At 59.2% G+C, this 16,107-nt stretch carries 15 protein-coding genes and 1 tRNA gene; 9 read left to right on the top strand and 7 right to left on the bottom strand.

The window, feature by feature from the left end:
• Positions 1-35: 35 nt before the first annotated feature.
• Positions 36-590, bottom strand: a complete 555-nt coding sequence (locus AC1DYL_RS00600) for a dihydrofolate reductase family protein (RefSeq protein ID WP_477148946.1) — start codon at positions 588-590, stop codon at positions 36-38.
• Between the two features lie 194 nt (positions 591-784).
• Here AC1DYL_RS00600 and AC1DYL_RS00595 point away from each other — a divergent pair.
• Together AC1DYL_RS00595 and AC1DYL_RS00590 are read left to right on the top strand one after the other, a co-directional pair.
• Positions 785-860 (top strand) — tRNA-Ile (locus tag AC1DYL_RS00595).
• 65 nt (positions 861-925) lie between these two features.
• Positions 926-2,542 carry a tyrosine-type recombinase/integrase gene (locus tag AC1DYL_RS00590; protein ID WP_477171667.1) on the top strand — a complete coding sequence of 539 codons (1,617 nt, stop codon included), beginning with the start codon at positions 926-928 and terminating at the stop codon, positions 2,540-2,542.
• Positions 2,543-2,591: 49 nt separating this feature from the next.
• Here the strand turns inward: AC1DYL_RS00590 and AC1DYL_RS00585 are convergent, their stop codons facing one another.
• Positions 2,592-2,843, bottom strand: a complete 252-nt coding sequence (locus AC1DYL_RS00585) for a helix-turn-helix domain-containing protein (protein ID WP_477171666.1) — start codon at positions 2,841-2,843, stop codon at positions 2,592-2,594.
• 123 nt (positions 2,844-2,966) lie between these two features.
• Here AC1DYL_RS00585 and AC1DYL_RS00580 point away from each other — a divergent pair, with 123 nt between their 5' ends.
• On the top strand, positions 2,967-3,581 hold the full coding sequence (locus AC1DYL_RS00580; RefSeq protein WP_477171665.1) for a hypothetical protein: 615 nt from the start codon (positions 2,967-2,969) through the stop codon (positions 3,579-3,581).
• Positions 3,582-4,011: 430 nt separating this feature from the next.
• On the opposite strand, the gene AC1DYL_RS00575 is transcribed toward AC1DYL_RS00580, so the two are convergent.
• Complete coding sequence (locus AC1DYL_RS00575; RefSeq protein ID WP_477171664.1) at positions 4,012-4,650, bottom strand: recombinase family protein; 639 nt, start codon at positions 4,648-4,650, stop codon at positions 4,012-4,014.
• Between the two features lie 556 nt (positions 4,651-5,206).
• Between AC1DYL_RS00575 and AC1DYL_RS00570 the strand changes: the two genes are divergently transcribed.
• Genes AC1DYL_RS00570 through AC1DYL_RS00555 form a run of 4 tightly spaced genes read left to right on the top strand, consistent with a single transcriptional unit; the run spans position 5,207 to position 10,830 of the window.
• Complete coding sequence (locus AC1DYL_RS00570) at positions 5,207-6,619, top strand: class I SAM-dependent DNA methyltransferase (protein WP_477171663.1); 1,413 nt, start codon at positions 5,207-5,209, stop codon at positions 6,617-6,619.
• Positions 6,546-8,192 carry a restriction endonuclease subunit S gene (locus tag AC1DYL_RS00565; RefSeq protein ID WP_477171662.1) on the top strand — a complete coding sequence of 549 codons (1,647 nt, stop codon included), beginning with the start codon at positions 6,546-6,548 and terminating at the stop codon, positions 8,190-8,192. The genes AC1DYL_RS00570 and AC1DYL_RS00565 overlap by 74 nt, the downstream gene beginning before the upstream one ends.
• Positions 8,189-9,778 carry a restriction system-associated AAA family ATPase gene (locus AC1DYL_RS00560; RefSeq protein ID WP_477171661.1) on the top strand — a complete coding sequence of 530 codons (1,590 nt, stop codon included), beginning with the start codon at positions 8,189-8,191 and terminating at the stop codon, positions 9,776-9,778. Before AC1DYL_RS00565 ends, AC1DYL_RS00560 begins: the two co-directional genes overlap by 4 nt.
• A 2-nt stretch (positions 9,779-9,780) precedes the next feature.
• On the top strand, positions 9,781-10,830 hold the full coding sequence (locus AC1DYL_RS00555; RefSeq protein WP_477171660.1) for a hypothetical protein: 1,050 nt from the start codon (positions 9,781-9,783) through the stop codon (positions 10,828-10,830).
• Positions 10,831-11,125: 295 nt separating this feature from the next.
• On the opposite strand, the gene AC1DYL_RS00550 is transcribed toward AC1DYL_RS00555, so the two are convergent.
• From AC1DYL_RS00550 to AC1DYL_RS00535, 4 genes are all read right to left on the bottom strand, one after another.
• The gene (locus tag AC1DYL_RS00550; RefSeq protein ID WP_477171659.1) at positions 11,126-12,241 is read right to left on the bottom strand and encodes a PQQ-dependent sugar dehydrogenase; all 1,116 of its coding nucleotides are present in this window, start codon (positions 12,239-12,241) and stop codon (positions 11,126-11,128) included.
• An 87-nt stretch (positions 12,242-12,328) separates the two neighbouring features.
• Positions 12,329-12,634, bottom strand: coding sequence for a hypothetical protein (locus AC1DYL_RS00545; RefSeq protein ID WP_477171658.1), 306 nt, complete (start codon positions 12,632-12,634; stop codon positions 12,329-12,331).
• A gap of 81 nt (positions 12,635-12,715) precedes the next feature.
• Entirely contained in the window at positions 12,716-13,279 is a 564-nt protein-coding gene (locus tag AC1DYL_RS00540; protein ID WP_477148949.1) for a DNA-3-methyladenine glycosylase, read from the bottom strand.
• Positions 13,280-13,318: 39 nt separating this feature from the next.
• The gene (locus AC1DYL_RS00535; RefSeq protein WP_477148950.1) at positions 13,319-13,528 is read right to left on the bottom strand and encodes a hypothetical protein; all 210 of its coding nucleotides are present in this window, start codon (positions 13,526-13,528) and stop codon (positions 13,319-13,321) included.
• Positions 13,529-13,653: 125 nt separating this feature from the next.
• Between AC1DYL_RS00535 and AC1DYL_RS00530 the strand changes: the two genes are divergently transcribed.
• On the top strand, positions 13,654-15,057 hold the full coding sequence (locus AC1DYL_RS00530) for a phosphohexomutase domain-containing protein (RefSeq protein WP_477171657.1): 1,404 nt from the start codon (positions 13,654-13,656) through the stop codon (positions 15,055-15,057).
• Positions 15,058-15,272: 215 nt separating this feature from the next.
• Entirely contained in the window at positions 15,273-16,106 is an 834-nt protein-coding gene (locus tag AC1DYL_RS00525) for an NYN domain-containing protein (protein ID WP_477171656.1), read from the top strand.
• Position 16,107 lies beyond the last annotated feature (1 nt).

The raw sequence follows: 16,107 nt of genomic DNA, 5'->3' as shown, positions 1-16,107 counted from the left end.
ATGGGCCCGCACTGACACGGCGCGGGCCCGGTCGGTCAGGCGGGGCGGAGCCCGTAGGTGGACACCACGTTGCCCTTGCTGGTGGTGGTGGATTTCTTGAGTTCGAGCCGGGTCACGGGGTCGTTTGCCTCGAACATGCGCTTGCCGGCCCCGGCCACAACCGGATGGGTGATGAGCGTCAGTTCCTCAAGCAGCCCGGCAAAGAACAGCTGGCGGGCCAGTGAGATGCCGCCCATCACGGCGATCTCGCCGCCATCCCTGGCCTTGAGTTGTTTTGCGAACTCGATGAGGTCGCCCTCGATCAGGGTCGAGTTCTGCCAGGTCAGCTGGTCCTGCTTCAGCGTGCGCGAGGCGACGAGCTTGGGCGTGCTGTTGATGAAGTCCGCGAAGTCCCCATCGGCGCTGGCGGTCGGCCAATAGCCGGCCCACTCCTGGTACCCGACCCGGCCGAGCAGGACCGTATCGACCTTCGGCATGATCTCGCCGAGCAGGGCGCCCAGCTCATCGTCGAAGGCATCGAACTGCCAGAGGTTGGGCGACTCGACGACGCCGTCGACCGAGTGGAAGAAGCCTGCAGTGATCTTGCGCATATCGTTTCTCCTGGTTGCCAGCCCGCCAATGGGCCGTTCATCAACACGACGAACGGCTTTCGACGCGATCGACACAAGCGTGCAGAAAAATCGTGACGAGAGGGAGAATGGTGGGCGAAGGCAGCGCTTTGCCCCCAACCGGCTTTGCTTCGATGCCGCCGCTTGCTAAGGAGGCGGCGCTCCGTTCGGGGCAGGGGCCCATAGCTCAATGGTTAGAGCCGACCGCTCATAACGGTCTGGTTCCAGGTTCGAGTCCTGGTGGGCCCACCATTCTCTTTGAAATCAACGGGTTAGACCTTGGTGTTCGCTAGTGGGACATCCAAGGGAGACATTTCTTGCTGAACCCGGCCTACCTTCAGAAGTCGCGAAACGGTGTCTTTTACCTTCGTTGGCCGATGCCGAAGCAGCTTCATCCTGATAGAAGATCGTCCAGCCTTAAGGTCTCTTTGAGGACACGCAATCCACGAACGGCACTGCGCTTGTCGCGCACTTTGGGACTACTAGGCGACGAACTCATGGATAACAGGCCAGACGGAATGCCGTATGATCAGGTACGGCAACTTCTCAAGGAGCACTTCCAGGCGTTGCTGGATCAGCGCCGTGCCGCAATCGCCACCAAGGGGCGGCTGTCGAGCCTGGACCGTGAAACCCTCAAGACCAGTGTGCAGATAGCCAAGCAGGCGCTGAGGACTGGTCACCCGCTCTCGTTAGTCGACGATGATAGTGCCTTCCTCGCCACCTTCATGCAGAGGAACGGCGTCAGCTTCGCTCCGGGTAGCGAGCAGTTCGGTTGGCTCTCCAATGAGATGAAGCGCTCTTATCGCGACTACGCGAAGGAGGTGTTGGCATATGACGACTCCTTCGACGCTTACGATTTCTCGGCTTCCTCTAATGGGCGCGCACCGACGGTTTCTCCGCCGAAGCAATCGGGGATGTCCCTTCAGGAGCTTGGTGCCAGCTACGCCCGGGAAAAGCAGGTCGGCGATAACTGGGTTGCAAAGACGAAGTTGGAGAAGGCGGACCACATAGCGCTGCTAGAGGAAATGCTAGGCAGTGATTTTGATGCCAAGACTCTGACGGCAGCCCACGCAAAACGGGTCAAGGACACGCTGCTTTCCTACCCAAAGAACCGAGAAAAGAACCCCGCGACAAGGGGCAAGAAACTGTCGGAGGCCCTGCTGGTCCATGGTGTCCAAATCATCAGCGTGCCCACGATCAACAAGTACCTACAAACCTACAACGATATGTTCGAGTGGGCGCGCAGGAACAGTCACATAGAGGCGAACCTATTCGCTGGACTAACCATCCGGCAGAACAAGAAGCGTGGGCAGACCGAGCGGGACGCATTTACCGCTGAACAGGCCCGGCTCATCATTGAGGTCATCGTTGGCAACGATCGAGGGTTGGTGCGCAAGGACTACCAAAAGTGGGGTCCACTCATAGCGATCTACTCCGGTGCTCGCCTCAACGAGATTGCGCAGATTCACCTAAAGGACATTAGGACAGAGGGTGGCGTCTGGTGCTTCGACTTCAATGAGGAGGACGAAGGTAAGCACTTGAAATCGACCGCAGCTCGCAGGCTCGTACCGGTCCACGAGGAGCTGCTAAGGCTAGGCCTGCTGGAGCACGTCAGGCTCCTTCAGGATTCGGGAAAGCAGAAGCTCTTCCCTGACTTCTCATATGACCCGTCCAACGGTTGGGGGCGAACCTTGGGGCGGTGGTTCAACGAAGGCTTGCTGCCGGAGCTGAACATGAAGAGCAAGTCCCTGGTGTTCCACAGCTTGAGGCATACCGTGATCACACGGCTGATGCAGGCCAACGTAGAGGAACCCATTGTGAAGGCACTTGTTGGTCATCAGCAGCAAGGTGTGACGCAGCAGCATTACTTCAAGCAGGGCTACACAGTGGCGCAGCTCCAGCGGGCGATCTCGCGACTGGACTACGGGACGTAGCTCGCCTCGAGCGGCAGCGAGAAACAGATACCAACGCCAACAGGCTCGACTACTCGTCTGGCACATTCCGCAAGTCGCGGATTAGGGACTCGACATCCAGCCGGACAATCGCGGCGATCCTCAGGAGTTCGACTAAGTCGACCCTCCTTCCGCCGCTCTCGATATTCGCAATGATGGGTTGGCTCCAAGTGCCACCCATCGCCTCAGCCACATCCATCTGCGTCAGGCCGCTCGCACGACGCTGGGCACCGATCGCCTTTGCGATGGCTCGATGCCGCTGCGTGTAGAGGGACTTCGGCATGCGCTGTTGACACCTGATTCAACAGTCGCGTAAGCGTCCCCTACGAATATAAGAAAATCTTATAAAACAGACAGATGCCACCGGTCGGACGGTTGAATCTGGACAAGCAATTGCGAGGACACAATGGAGCTAGTTCTTCTCCTGATGATTGGCGGCGGCACCTACTTGTTCATCAAGGGCAAAGGCCGCTGGAACATGGAACAGGTAAGGGCTCACGTGTTCATGGAGGCGCTGGCAAACGGCGAAACTCTGAAGGAAGCCAATAGCTACGCGATGGTCGTGATGGCTTTGCCCTCTACCAAGGGTATCCGGAACTTGGCAAAGCTACACTGCTTGCATGACTTCCATGGCAAACCCGCCGAGATGATCCAGAGTTCATATGATGCTGGCCTTGTCGCGAGGCTCAGCAGCTATGAACGTGAGTTCTTTGGTGTCAGGGAGCGCAACGCAACCCCGGGACGGACACAGTCCGGCAGCAACACATCCATCGCCCCGCAATCTGCAACTGGCGGAGGCATGTCGGGAGCCAAGGGTGGGACGACGTACCGCGTGTACTACGATGCCTACGTTGCCGAGCTGAAACGCCTAGCAAAGTTGGGACCAGACGATCTGCACCCCGTTGAACTGATGGAAGAGGACAACGTTGAGCTAGCGTTCGCCGACAAAGTTGATCCGCTCATACTTGCCGCAATGGTGCATGACCACAGCTTCAAGGGCCACTCCTTGTCTCTGCGTTGAGGGCAACACAGCGGTTGTGTACCGTGCACCTTCAAACAGGAGGTGGCATTGTTCTTCACTTGGATCGGAACCGTCGCGGCATGGGTCGCGCTGGTTTTTGGGGCCCTTCGGATTGCTATCGGGCTGTTTGTTTCCTTCAGCGACAATCCTGAGGTTACCGGGCCTCGATACCTTGGGTCGGCAACCTCCGGTCAGGCCATTGATCAGGGGATAATGGTGATCCTGTTTGCGGTAGGCCTGGGCATTCTCACAGAGATTAGCCGGTCCGCCCGTCGAGGCGACTGAGAACCACGCGCCCACGTCCGGCACAGCAGCTCCAGGGGGATCGCCTGACGCGTAAACTGCGTTCCAGCACTGGGTTGGTCCAGATTGACTACAAACGCCCCTCAGCGGTCGCGTAGCGCGATTTGGCGCTATCTAGCGCAGAGGATTACACTCCCCACGCGGCGAGAGCTGCCTCCGCCTGATCGGGACGTTCCCTAATCCGGATAATGGTTTGCCGAGTTAAGGTCGTGGCCTTCGATATGTCGGAAGCGCCTTTTCCTTGGCCGAGCATATCCCGCACCAGTTGCAACTGCTCACGGCTGTAGCTCGGCTTCCTGCCCCGGTATTTGTCGACCTGGGAGACGGCTTTGGCGTGCTCGATGCCAGCCTTCTGCGCCTCCTTAGTTGCTTCGGCCTGAGCTTGGGCCGTGGCAGCCATGAAGGCGATCAAAGCATCTCGAACTGCCTGCTGGATCGGGTCGGTTGTCGCACCGTCAAAGGTCATATTGTTGATGACAGTCCGGACGGTGACACCTTTAGCCAGAAACTCTTGAATAGTGTCGCACACATCCCGGTAGTTTCGTCCCAGCCGATCAACCCAGCGCACAACCAGCGTGTCGCCTCGTCTGAGCATATCGAACAAGCGCTTGCCTTCGGTCCTGTCCCTAAGCCTTGTACTAAGGCCGGACACGCCATGATCGGCTACAACCTGATCAATCTTGAAGCCAGCCTGCCGAGCTTGTGTCTCTTGGTGTTCTATCGTCTGGTCGGCTGTGGAGACACGGGCATATAGGATCGTCTGCATGGTACATACCTTAGGTGTACATATGGGTTATGTACGTTAGTATGTCTGTACGTTAGGCGATGTCAACCCTTATGGACACACCTGCCACTGCCATCTGTTATGTACTCTAGGGTATACCTATATGGACATCTGTCGTCATCGCCATGGCATAACCTATTGTATTACCTAGGTTCCATGAGTTGGTATGTATCTGTCTTTGTTCCTCTTCCATCGTAAGGATGGGTAATTACCGGTGAAACTGATACCGGGTCGGCTCCAGGGAGCTTTCAGTAGTATCAGTAGGTGCAGGGTGAGGGCTTAGGGCATTACCTGAGGCACACATCGAGCGGCATTGTAGAGCTGTCTTTGTTCCACATATGCAGGGGATTAGCCGAGGGCCGGGCCACGGGGGACTTTGGGTGCCGCCGTTGGTTAGATACCCGCGCGAAAAAATCTGTCGGAAATTCCTGCTGTGGCAGTTTGTGTGCGCCGATGAGCGCTTGACACCCCTTCTGGGTGGGGTGGCGCAATGGCACGGCTTTGGGATATCTGTGGGTCACCGTCCTGTTGATGACCAATGACCGACACAAACATAGCAAATCGCATCTGGAGCCTCTGTCACGTCCTCCGGGACGACGGCATCGTCTACCACAAGTACCTATCCGAGCTAACATATCTGATATTTCTAAAGACAGCAGCCGAGACAGGCGCAGAAAAAGCTCTACCAAAAGGATGTCGATGGAGTGACTTGATCGGTAGCCCTGAAAAGGGCCTGCTTGGCTTCTATAGGAAGATGCTGACCACCCTTGGCGAAGATGCTACCGATCAGAACGTACGAGCGATCTTCTCTTTCCCAACTACTGTTTTTTCCCACGACGAGAACCTTGCCAAGGTTATTCAGGGCATCCAAGCGCTGGATTGGCATTCGGCAGCGAAGGACGGACTCGGAGCCATATACGAAGCCTTGCTTGAGCGAAACGCTACCGAGGCCCGCTCTGGAGCTGGCCAGTACTTTACGCCTCGGGCGTTGGTGGACTCCATGGTTAGGCTCCTTAGTCCGACGCTGGGTGATTCCGTTCAAGACCCGTCGGCAGGTACTGGCGGATTTCTCATATCCGCCCACGAGTTCATCGTCGGGAAGTCCAACCCTGGGGCGTACTCACAAGACCCTCCTATCTTCTCGGGAATGGAGATCGAGCACGACACTTATCGCCTCTGTCTGATGAACATGTTTTTGCACGAGATGAAGGGACAGATCATCCACGGCGACGCGTTGACTGACGATGCTAGCGCCTTGGAGCGGGCCGATGTCGTCATCGCCAATCCCCCGTTTGGAGCCACCGCCGGAGGTGCGCGACCACGCCGTCAGGACTTACCCTTCCCCACGAGCAACAAGCAGTTGCTATTCCTCCAGCACATATACCTAAGCCTAAGGGCTGGGGGCCGCGCAGCCGTTGTGGTTCCAGACAATGTTATCTCAGACGATGGCATGGCGAAGCGGGTCACTGATGACCTAATGGACCGGTGTCGTCTCCACACTGTTCTGCGGTTGCCGGAGGGCGTGTTCTACGCCGCGGGAGTAAAGACGAACGTTTTGTTCTTCTGTACCAGGCACGAAAACAACGCGCCCAGCGACACGTGGGTTTATGACCTTCGAAGCGATCGGCCGAGGCTTGGGCGTGGCCGACCACTTTCGGCTGCCGATCTCCGCGATTTCGAGTTGGCCTTCGGAGCTGACGCACTCGGTCGCGACCGCCCCGAACGGGACGACCCTCGCTGGAAGCGGTTTACCAGGGCTGAGATAGACAAGCGCGGTACCGCGGCTGGCCTCACGTGGCTCTACCGCGCCGAGCAGGACGAATCGGCTCCGACGACATCAGCAGAAATCGTACACGAAGCACGACAGCATCTTCAGAATGCCCTTGGTGCACTGGACGACTTCAATGACGTCCTCGCTTCGACGCAGGGTAACAGGGGCATCGTCGAGTAGGATGCCGCCCAACGACAAGTCAGCTCCGGACCGATGGCTCACTCTGACAATGAGTCAGCTTGGCGAATGGACGGGTGGCGCAACACCCAAGAAGAACAACCCGCGCTACTGGAGCGACGGTACGATACCGTGGGTGTCACCCAAGGACGTAAAAGTCGATCACATCAATACGACGATTGACTATATCACAGCAGAAGCGCTCGACACCACCAGCGCAAAGATTGTTCCTACTGACTCTCTTCTGTTCGTGACTCGCAGCGGAATATTGAAGCACTCTCTTCCTGTTTCATCGAACACGGTTCCCGTCGCGATCAACCAAGATATAAAGGCACTCACTTTCTACGAAGGCCTGCTTCCCGACTTCTTTAGATACCAGGTCAATGCCCGCGCAAAGGAGATGCTACGGGCGATAGTAAAAACGGGAGTGACAGTGGAGAGCGTCGATTTCTCAGCGCTCAAGCAGTTTCCGATGTTTGTACCCTCTGTCGAGGAGCAGCGTGACGTTGCACGGGAACTTGATACTCTAACCTACCTCCTTAATGAGGCACAGGCGTCATTAGAGAAGTCGCGAAAATTACTCGCCACATTGTTAGCCACCGCCCTGGGCGAGGCCTTCGACGGAAGCTTCGTCTCACGAACCAGCTGGCCAACAGTTCATCTGAATGATCTCCTGTTCCGTGTAGTAGCAGGAAAAAGCCTCAAATGCAGAGAGCGCCCCCCCACTGCGTCGGAGAGGGGCGTGATAAAGGTCAGTGCCGTTACCTGGGGCGAGTTTAATGCACTGGAGTCTAAGACACTACCGGACAACTATGAACCTAACCCAGAGACTCAAGTACGCAGCGGTGACCTGCTCTTCTCTCGTGCAAATACTCGCGAGCTAGTCGGGGCTTGCGTGATTGTTGATGACGCACCAGACAATCTCTATCTCAGCGACAAAATTCTAAGGCTAGAGCTAAATGATGCTGGCTTGAAGCGGTGGGTTCATTGGTATCTACGCTCTCCCCAGGGACGCGCACAGCTGGAAAGCATGGCTCATGGGGGACAGGCCTCCATGCTGAATATTCCGCAGAGGTCGCTGCAAAGATGCTCCATCCCCATGCCAGATATTCAAACACGCGAGCGTACCCTTGATGCTGTAGAGCGCGCTCGTGACCTCGCGCGTGCGTCCATGTCCGACGTCGAAAGGGCAAAGGGCCGGGTGAGGTATCTTCAGCAAGCCGTTCTTGAGCTTGCCTTCACTGGGGCGTTGACCCCATCTAAGACATACCCACCGGCAGGTGAAGTTGTGATCAGTGTGCGAACTCCAGCGCCCTCGCAGGCAAAGAAGGTACGAGCGAAGACTGGTCGCTCTTCAGACCTGGAAAACGAACTAAGCGACAACATCTTGAGTGCCATCACGGCTTCTGGACCAGCTGGATTAACCTTTAGCGAACTACGGGCCGTCATTCCTAGCGCGGACTATGATACCCTCCAAGAGATCATCTTCGAGTTGCTAAGCGCTAAGAAACCTGGGATTACGCAGGTGTTCGACAAAGTGTCTGGCCATCTACGCTTAGTTGGTGTTGCTCGATGAGGCTGCTGCGAGCGCACATCGTGGAGGCATCTACTTGCGGCGGCCTATTAGATGGCATGGATTTCCAGTTCCGGAGTCCTAGTCTGGTACGCGACCAGTTCGATCCGCTATGCCTCATTGGCTCGAACGGGTCAGGAAAATCTCAGTTTCTCCAGCTACTAGCTGAGATATTTCTCAGTGCATGGCATCAGTTTTCGCCGACTGAAGAAGCTGCCGATGCCAACTCCTCTGTACTGTTCGAGTTGGAGTACTTGATTTGGTTAGGGGCAAAGGCACCGACCCACGTGCGTCTATCCCGACTTCGCAACGGGCAGCGACTCCCCATCATAGTTATGGACATCCTGACGAAGGGAAGGTGGTCAAGAGTTGCAAGTGGGGAGACCGACTACCTTCCATCCCTTGTGGTCGGCTACACTTCAGGTGGGAATGAGACACTTAGTTTGCCGTTTGCAATCTCCAGGATGGAGTATGCCGAACGCGTAGGAAAGCAGGCGAAGGAAGATGAGGTTGACGCCACTCCGATTCCGAACACCCGCTTGTTGCTGGTTGACTATACTACCCACCTTGAAGTGCTAGTGGCCAACCTGCTGCTAGGTGGTCCATCGCTGGTACGGACAATATTGGCTGAGCCGCAGCTCAAGGAACTCAGGTCGTTTCGCTGTACCGTCCAGCTCGCACACAACGCCGCGCCCTCGGGTGGCGTCCAGCTCACCGATGAGTTGAAGCTTCACCTCGAGAACCTAAAGCGCTGCGCCACGTCCTGGCAGCTCATTGAAGACAGCCAGACCTACACGTTTGACTTCTTCGTTGACCATTCTGTCCAGGATGCTTTCCGGCACTTCTGGGGGGACTCTCTTACCCTGTACCGATCCCTTCATAAATTGGCGATGCTCAACGACCTAGCGTTGCCCAGGTACGTGCAGCTAACCTTCAAGAGGGATGTGGCTAAGCGCAGGTTTGCTACCCGCATGCCGGAGCCAGCCGACCTAGACAAGGTCTTCCGGTTCGAGCGGGTCACGTTTCGAAAAAAGGGCAGCTCGTCGGCGGTTGACTATGTGTCCCTTTCAGACGGCGAGCATCAGTTCGTGCAGGTGTTGGGGACATTGGCAATGGTCGGAGCTGCCAACGCGCTATTCCTGCTCGACGAACCAGAGTCCCACTTCAATCCCCAATGGCGAGTGAAATTCGTACAGAAGATGATGGAGGTTCCTACCAGTAGCGGCACTCGCCAGAAGTGGTCTGCGCCTGCACGACAGGAGCTCCTACTAACGACTCATGCTCCATTCGTCCCGTCTGACATGTCGCGAGACAACGTACTGGTGTTCTCAAAAGCAAAATCAGGTCGAATAGAAATACGAAGGCCTGATATAGAGACATTTGGCAGCACGTTCGACCGCATTCTAGAACATTGCTTTTCTGTAAGTCCGCCTATTTCTAATGTAGCGCTCAGTGAGATTAATTCTCTGCTGAGCAGCGTTGACGAGACTGAAATAGAAGCGGGCCTTGAACGTTTGGGAGCGTCGGTTGAGAAGACCTATGTTGCGCAGCACCTCCGCAAGCTGAGAAAGCCTGGTGAGGCTAGCTAGTGTTGTTCAACTATGACAGAGCGGCCAATGCAGATAATTGGCTGCATGATTGCATGCTGGAAATCCTGCATGACCAGCTTCCCCGCATAGACGCAGGGACGCCCAAGACGGCCTGGCCAACCGTTATACCGGAACTCCATAGGCTAAAATTGCGGAGCCGAACCAGCGTCAGAGATCGACTGTCGACCTTCCTTGATGCTTACGAGGCACTCACAGTGGAGCAACGCGCAGAGGTCCGCGGTGCTGTTGATGATGAGAATCGGCTGACGGACCTGTTTAGCAACGCGATCGATTGCATAAGAAAGGACAAGTTGCCAGCAGGGATACAGGAGCCGGCAGAGGCGCTGTTCACAAAATTGTTCGAATTGCTTACAGATTTTGGCATCAGAGATGCGCAGTACAAGCTATTGTACAAAACGATGAAGGCGCGGGTCTGTCCTTTCTGTGGGTGTGAATACTTTGATCCGCCACCATTACCTCGCCACGACCTTGATCACTACCTGACCAGGACGATCTATCCATTCGCTGCATCAAATTTGAACAATCTTGCTCCGATGGGTGACAGGTGCAACAAGAGCTACAAGAAGCGCATCGATATGCTTTGCACCGACCACGGAGACAGACGGAGGTGCTCCGATCCCTTTGGCGGTCCAGTTGCATCCATCAGTCTACTGGCAAGTATGCCGCTTCAAAGGGAAGGTGGCCGATTGCCCCTTTGGCAGATCGACCTAGTCGCCGACAGTGAGGAGCTGCGCACATGGGACGCGGTTTTTCAAATCAAGGACCGCTACGCAAACGCCGTCTTAGATCAGGAATATCAAGGCTGGCTCGATCAGTTTGGACGGTGGTCCACCACACAGTCAAATGAAGCTCGCGCAGACATTCGATACCTCCTGGACACGTACATTGCTCAGCTTGAACCAGAGGGCATCTCGGAACGAGCCTTCCTGCGCAGAGCCGTATTTCAGATGCTCCGTAGTCGCTGTGACGACGCACATATTGGACTTGATTTGATTGCGCAGCTCTCGGATGTGGTGAACGTACACGTCTAGCTTCATCGGACTTCACCTGCTCTTGCACCTCGCGGCTACGGTCATGCGCTCAAGTGCCGCACGTCGCTGTGCTTCGGCGGGTCATTACTAAGTACGAGATGGTGCGCGGGCCCCGATTTCAGGCACCGTCTTCCCCATCGGCAGGCCAAACCTCCGTGCTCTTGGTTTTCACATTGGCCGATGATACGGGTGGGCCGTCAAAGGGGGACATTGCGCCGCCCTTTCCACTCTGCAGCCAGGCAATCCGGGCCTCTCAGATTGTGGTAGGCGCTCCTGGTGGGCCCACCAACTTCCCTCATTCCGCCTGCACCACCTCGAACAGGTTGCCCTCGATCGTCGTGATGTAGAGCTCGCCTTCGCTGTCTACGCCGAACGAGGTAATGGAGCCGATGCCGCCGAGTTGCTCGGTCCAGTCGGTGATGTCGCCGGCCCGGCCGTTGGTGTAGGCGAAGGAGTGCACGCGGCTGTCGCAGAAGTCGGCGAAGAAATACTGGCCGGCAATCTCGGGGATCGCCTTGCCGCGGTAGACGTAGCCCCCCGTGATCGAGCAGCCGCCGGTATCGTGGGAGTAGCTGTAGGTCGGCGGCACGAGGCCCGTTTGCTCGCAGCTCTTGGCGCCGTAGCAGGCGGAGCCTTCCATGATCTTCCAGCCTAGATTGGCGCCGGCGTCATCGACGCTGATGACGGTCACCTCCTCGTGGGCGTTCTGCCCGACATCGGCGATGTAGAAGTTGTCGCCATCGAAGGCCGGACGCCAGGGGTTGCGGAGGCCCAGCGCGAAGATCTCCGGCCGCCCGCCACCCTTGGCGAAGGGGTTGCCAGCAGGGATCTCGTATGGCGCGGCGCCATTGACGTCGATGCGCAGAATCTTGCCGAGCAGTTCGTCGGGGTTCTGCGCCCGGTGCTGCGGATCGCCGCGAGAGCCGCCATCGCCCATGCCGATGTAGAGATAGCTATCCGGGCCGAAACCGAGCCAGCCGCCATTGTGGTTGGCATAGGGCTGGTCGATGCGGAGCAGCTCGGTGGCCGAAGCCGAGTCGGCAACGGCAGGATCGGCGGAGACCTGGTAGGCCACGATCCGGGTGTCGCCGCTGGTGTCGGTGTAGTTCACGAAGAAGCGGCCGTTGCTAGCGTAGTCGGGGTGGAAGGCGAGGCCGAGCAGGCCCCGCTCACCGCCGCTGCTGACGCTGCCGCTGAGATCGAGGAACGGCGCTTCTGCCAACTGCCCGTCGACGAGGATGCGAATGCGGCCGGTCTGCTCGACCACGAAGAGCCGCGGATCGCCCGGCGGCGCGATAGCGTAGAGCGGCTGATCGAGCGCATCGGTGACGAGCCGGGTGGTCAGCGTCACCGGTTGAGCAAAGACCGGGGCGACGGCGAGGGAGAACAAGGCGGCAAGCAGCAGGCGCATGTGGTTCCTCCGTGGCAACAGGCGGCTATCACCCACGCTTGTTGGATGATCTCCAGTCGATCGGCGGTCAAACGCGCGCGAGCCAGCTCAGGCGCTGGTGGTGCTGATGCTGTCCTTGAGAGCGGCGAGTTCGGTTTCGGCGCGCAGCGCGCGGTCGCGCCAGTCCTCGATGGTGAGGCCATCGAGGCGCACGGGCTCGGCCGCGGCGGCGGTCTCGATCTCGGGCAGGGGCGCGCCGGTCAGCTTGGCGTGCAGGGCCTCGATATAGGCCGCGTCGTCGGCATTGAGAGTCCCCGCGGCGAACTCCGCCTGCCAGCGGTTCAGGTCGGCGGTGGTTTCCTCGTTCATGCTGCCGGTTGCCAGCAATTCCTTGATCAGCGCATCGACCGCCACGGGCATCTCCTGTTCAGTTCGGGCGCAACCTATCCAAAGCCACCGCAAAGGGAAACCCGCCAACCGGTCACCTCGAGGCTTTCAGCTGCGGAACGCCTTGCTGAGGAAGGCCGAGCCGGCGATGCCGAACCGCCAGGGGAGGTCGGCGGCCTTGGTGATGCCGATGCGCGGGCCGATCACCACCGGGCGGGGCGAATCGGCGGGACGGAAGCGGAACGGCGGGGCATCGACGGTGAGCCCGTCATGGGCCTTGGTGACGCCCAGCGCCTCGGCAAGCTTGCCGGGGCCGGAACAGAGGGCGCGCTGGTTGGCGAGGCCACGGCGTTCGGCCATTTTCTCAATGCCGGCCATGGGCTCGATGGCGCGGATCAAGATCGCGGAGGCGTCGGCGCAGACGAAGTTGAGGCACCAGTGGATGCCGTAGGAGCGGTAGACGTAGACGTGGCCGGGGCCGAGGAACATCGAGGAATTGCGCTCGGTCTGGCCGCGATGGGCGTGCGAGGCGGGCTCGGTCGGGTGATAGGCCTCGGTTTCGGCGATGATGCCGCCGACGCCATCGACGTAGAACTCGGCGCCGAGCAGGTCACGGGCGACGAGGGTGACTTCGCGGCTGAAGAACCGGGTGGGATCGAAGGCGGCGGACATCGGTCGAGACTGGGGAAAATCCCCAGCGAATGCAAGCCGCTAGACTTTCTTGGTGGTGCCGTTTTGCAGGCGGGAGGCGGCGATGCGGAGGGTGAGGTTGATCGATTCGCCGACACTGGAGGTGCCGCCGGAGATCAGCGCCGAGTTGTTGTTGGCGGTGCTGGCGAGATCGGACTGCGCCTGGGCCCGGCGCTTCAGACGTGCCGCCTCGGCCTCGGCAAACAGCGAGGCGCGCGGGAGCCAGTTCAAGGAGCGCTTCTGGATCTGCATTGCTGACCAACCTGCACCGCGTTGCTGAACGAAACATTAACGACATCTGAACGCTTGCCCAAGCCGATAAGGCCGCTACAAAGCTTGCACATCGGGAGTGCGGCATGGCGGATACACTGAAATTCGGGACCAGCGGCCTGCGGGGGCTGGCGACGGAACTCACTGGCGGCGCGGCGCGGCGCTACACGGCGGCGTTCATCGCCCATCTTGGCACGGTTCCGGGTGGACGGGTGTATCTGGGGCGCGATCTTCGTGCCTCGAGCCCGGCGATCGCTGCCGATTGTGCCGCAGCGATCCGCGCGGCGGGCCTAGTGCCGGTGGATTGCGGCGTGCTGCCGACGCCGGCACTGGCGCTGCATGCGATGGCGCTGGGCGGGCCGGCGATCATGGTAACGGGTAGCCACATCCCGGCCGACCGGAACGGGCTGAAATTCTACGCGGCATCGGGCGAAATCACCAAAGCGGACGAGCAGGGCATCGCCGCGGCGTTGAGCGATGCAGTGCCGACGGGCACGGGAACGGCCGAGGATGGGAGCGTGGCGGCAGCCGATCGCTACCGCCAGCGCTATCGCGGACTGCTCGACGCGGGCACACTGCGGAACTGGCGCATCGGCGTGTTCGAGCATTCGTCGGTGGCGCGCGACATGCTCGTGTCGTTCCTGACGCGGGCAGGGGCCGATGTGGTGCGACTTGGGCGTTCGGACAGCTTCGTCGCGGTCGACACCGAGGCGTTCTCCGATGTGCTGTTCGAGCCCCGGTTCGACTGGATCGAGCAGCACAAGCTCCATGCGATCGTTTCGACCGATGGGGATGGCGACAGGCCGCTGGTGGTCGATGGCGAGGCCAATTTCGTGCGCGGGGATGTGCTGGGCATGCTGGCGGCGCGGTTCCTCGGCGCCGACCGCGTGGTGACGCCGGTGACCTCGAACTCAGCGATCGAAGGCGTCGGCTGGTTCGGCAAGGTGGAGCGCACCAAGGTCGGCTCGCCCTATGTGATTTCGGGCATGGAGAGCGCGGCGGCCGGCTCGCCTGGCGCCGTGGTCGGGTTCGAGGCCAATGGCGGCCTGCTGCTGGGCAGTGAGGTGAGCATCAATGGCCGAACGCTGAGCCCGTTGCCGACGCGCGACGCGGTGCTGCCGATGCTGGCGGTATTGGGGACAGCGGCGAAGCTTGGCGAAAGCCTCGCTGGTCTGGTCCGCACCCTACCAGTTCGGGCCGCACTCAGCGACCGGCTGGCGCATGTCGCCAACGAGCGGAGCGCCGCGCTGCTGAAGGGCCTCACCGAGCAGGCCGGCTACGCCAAGGAGTTCTTCGCCCCTGTCGGCGAGGTGGAAAGCGTCTCGACCATCGATGGCCCACGCTTCGCGCTGACCTCCGGCGACACAGTGCACTACCGCGCCTCGGGCAACGCGCCGGAACTCAGGTGCTATGTCGAGGGCGTGACGCCGGAACGGGCCAAGGAACTGCTGGCCTGGGGACTGGCGGCGGCGAGCGCGGTGGTGCGGTAGCGCCTGGTAAGGCGCGCGATGGCCTGACCTACCCCAGAGGCGGGCCAAGGCAGACCAAGTTCGCAGGCATCCTCGCCATACTTATCCCCGCGTGCACTCAACCGCGTACGTTTGTCAGTAATATCGAAACGCGTTGCTTCGGAATGGTGGTCTATCTACTTCCATCCCGTCGCAAGATGCGGTTCTGGTTACCTATCCTGGCTTCCGGAGTGATGATGGCCAACTTATCTGGACTCCCTCGTCTCGCGGTCTTGATCGACGCTGACAACGCCTCCTACAAGATAGCCGATGGGCTGTTCGCCAAGATTGCGACACTCGGTAACGCCACCGTACGGCGCGTCTATGGGGACTTCAGCGGCGGGCAGGCGAAGGGGTGGAAGTCGGCGCTCGCCAAGCACGCGATCGTCCCGGAGCAGCAGTTTCCGAATGTGCCGGGCAAGAATGCGACGGACATCACGCTGGTGATCGGGGCGATGGATTGGCTGCATCGAGGTGGACTCGATGGGGTCTGTATCGTGTCTTCCGACAGCGATTTCACGCGGTTGGCGACGCGAATCCGAGAGAACGGGCTGGACGTCTTCGGCTTCGGCCGTAAGGAAACGGCGGAGAGCTTTCGACGGGCATGTCGAGAGTTCATCGACATCGAGACGTTGGTCAAGACTCCTCCAGCCAAGCCAGCAGCGCCGGTAGCCAAGGCCGTGAAGCCGGCCGCGCCGGCCCCAAAGAAGGTTGCGGCCGCAGCGTCCGTCGCCGACGCCGAACGCCTATTGTTGCGCGTGCTAGGTGAGTTGGGGGCTGGCGGGAGTTGGGTCGCAATCGAGACGATACACCATCAAGCTCTGAAACTTGAACCAGGCTTCAAACCCGCGACCTACGGCAGCAAGAAACTGCGCGATCTGGTCGACCGGATTGCCTGCCTCGAGAGCAAAGATGAGGGTACGAGCGCCAAGGTGCGGATGAAGGTCAAGAGTGTGCCCGTTTCCACCGCCTCAAAGACCGTGCCAGCAGCGAAGCTGCCGGTACGCGATGCCGCCTTTGCCCTGAGCTGAG

The sequence above is a fragment of the Devosia sp. P1_H9 genome (genome assembly GCF_056405135.1).
This window is presented reverse-complemented; position numbering and strand designations above follow the sequence as displayed.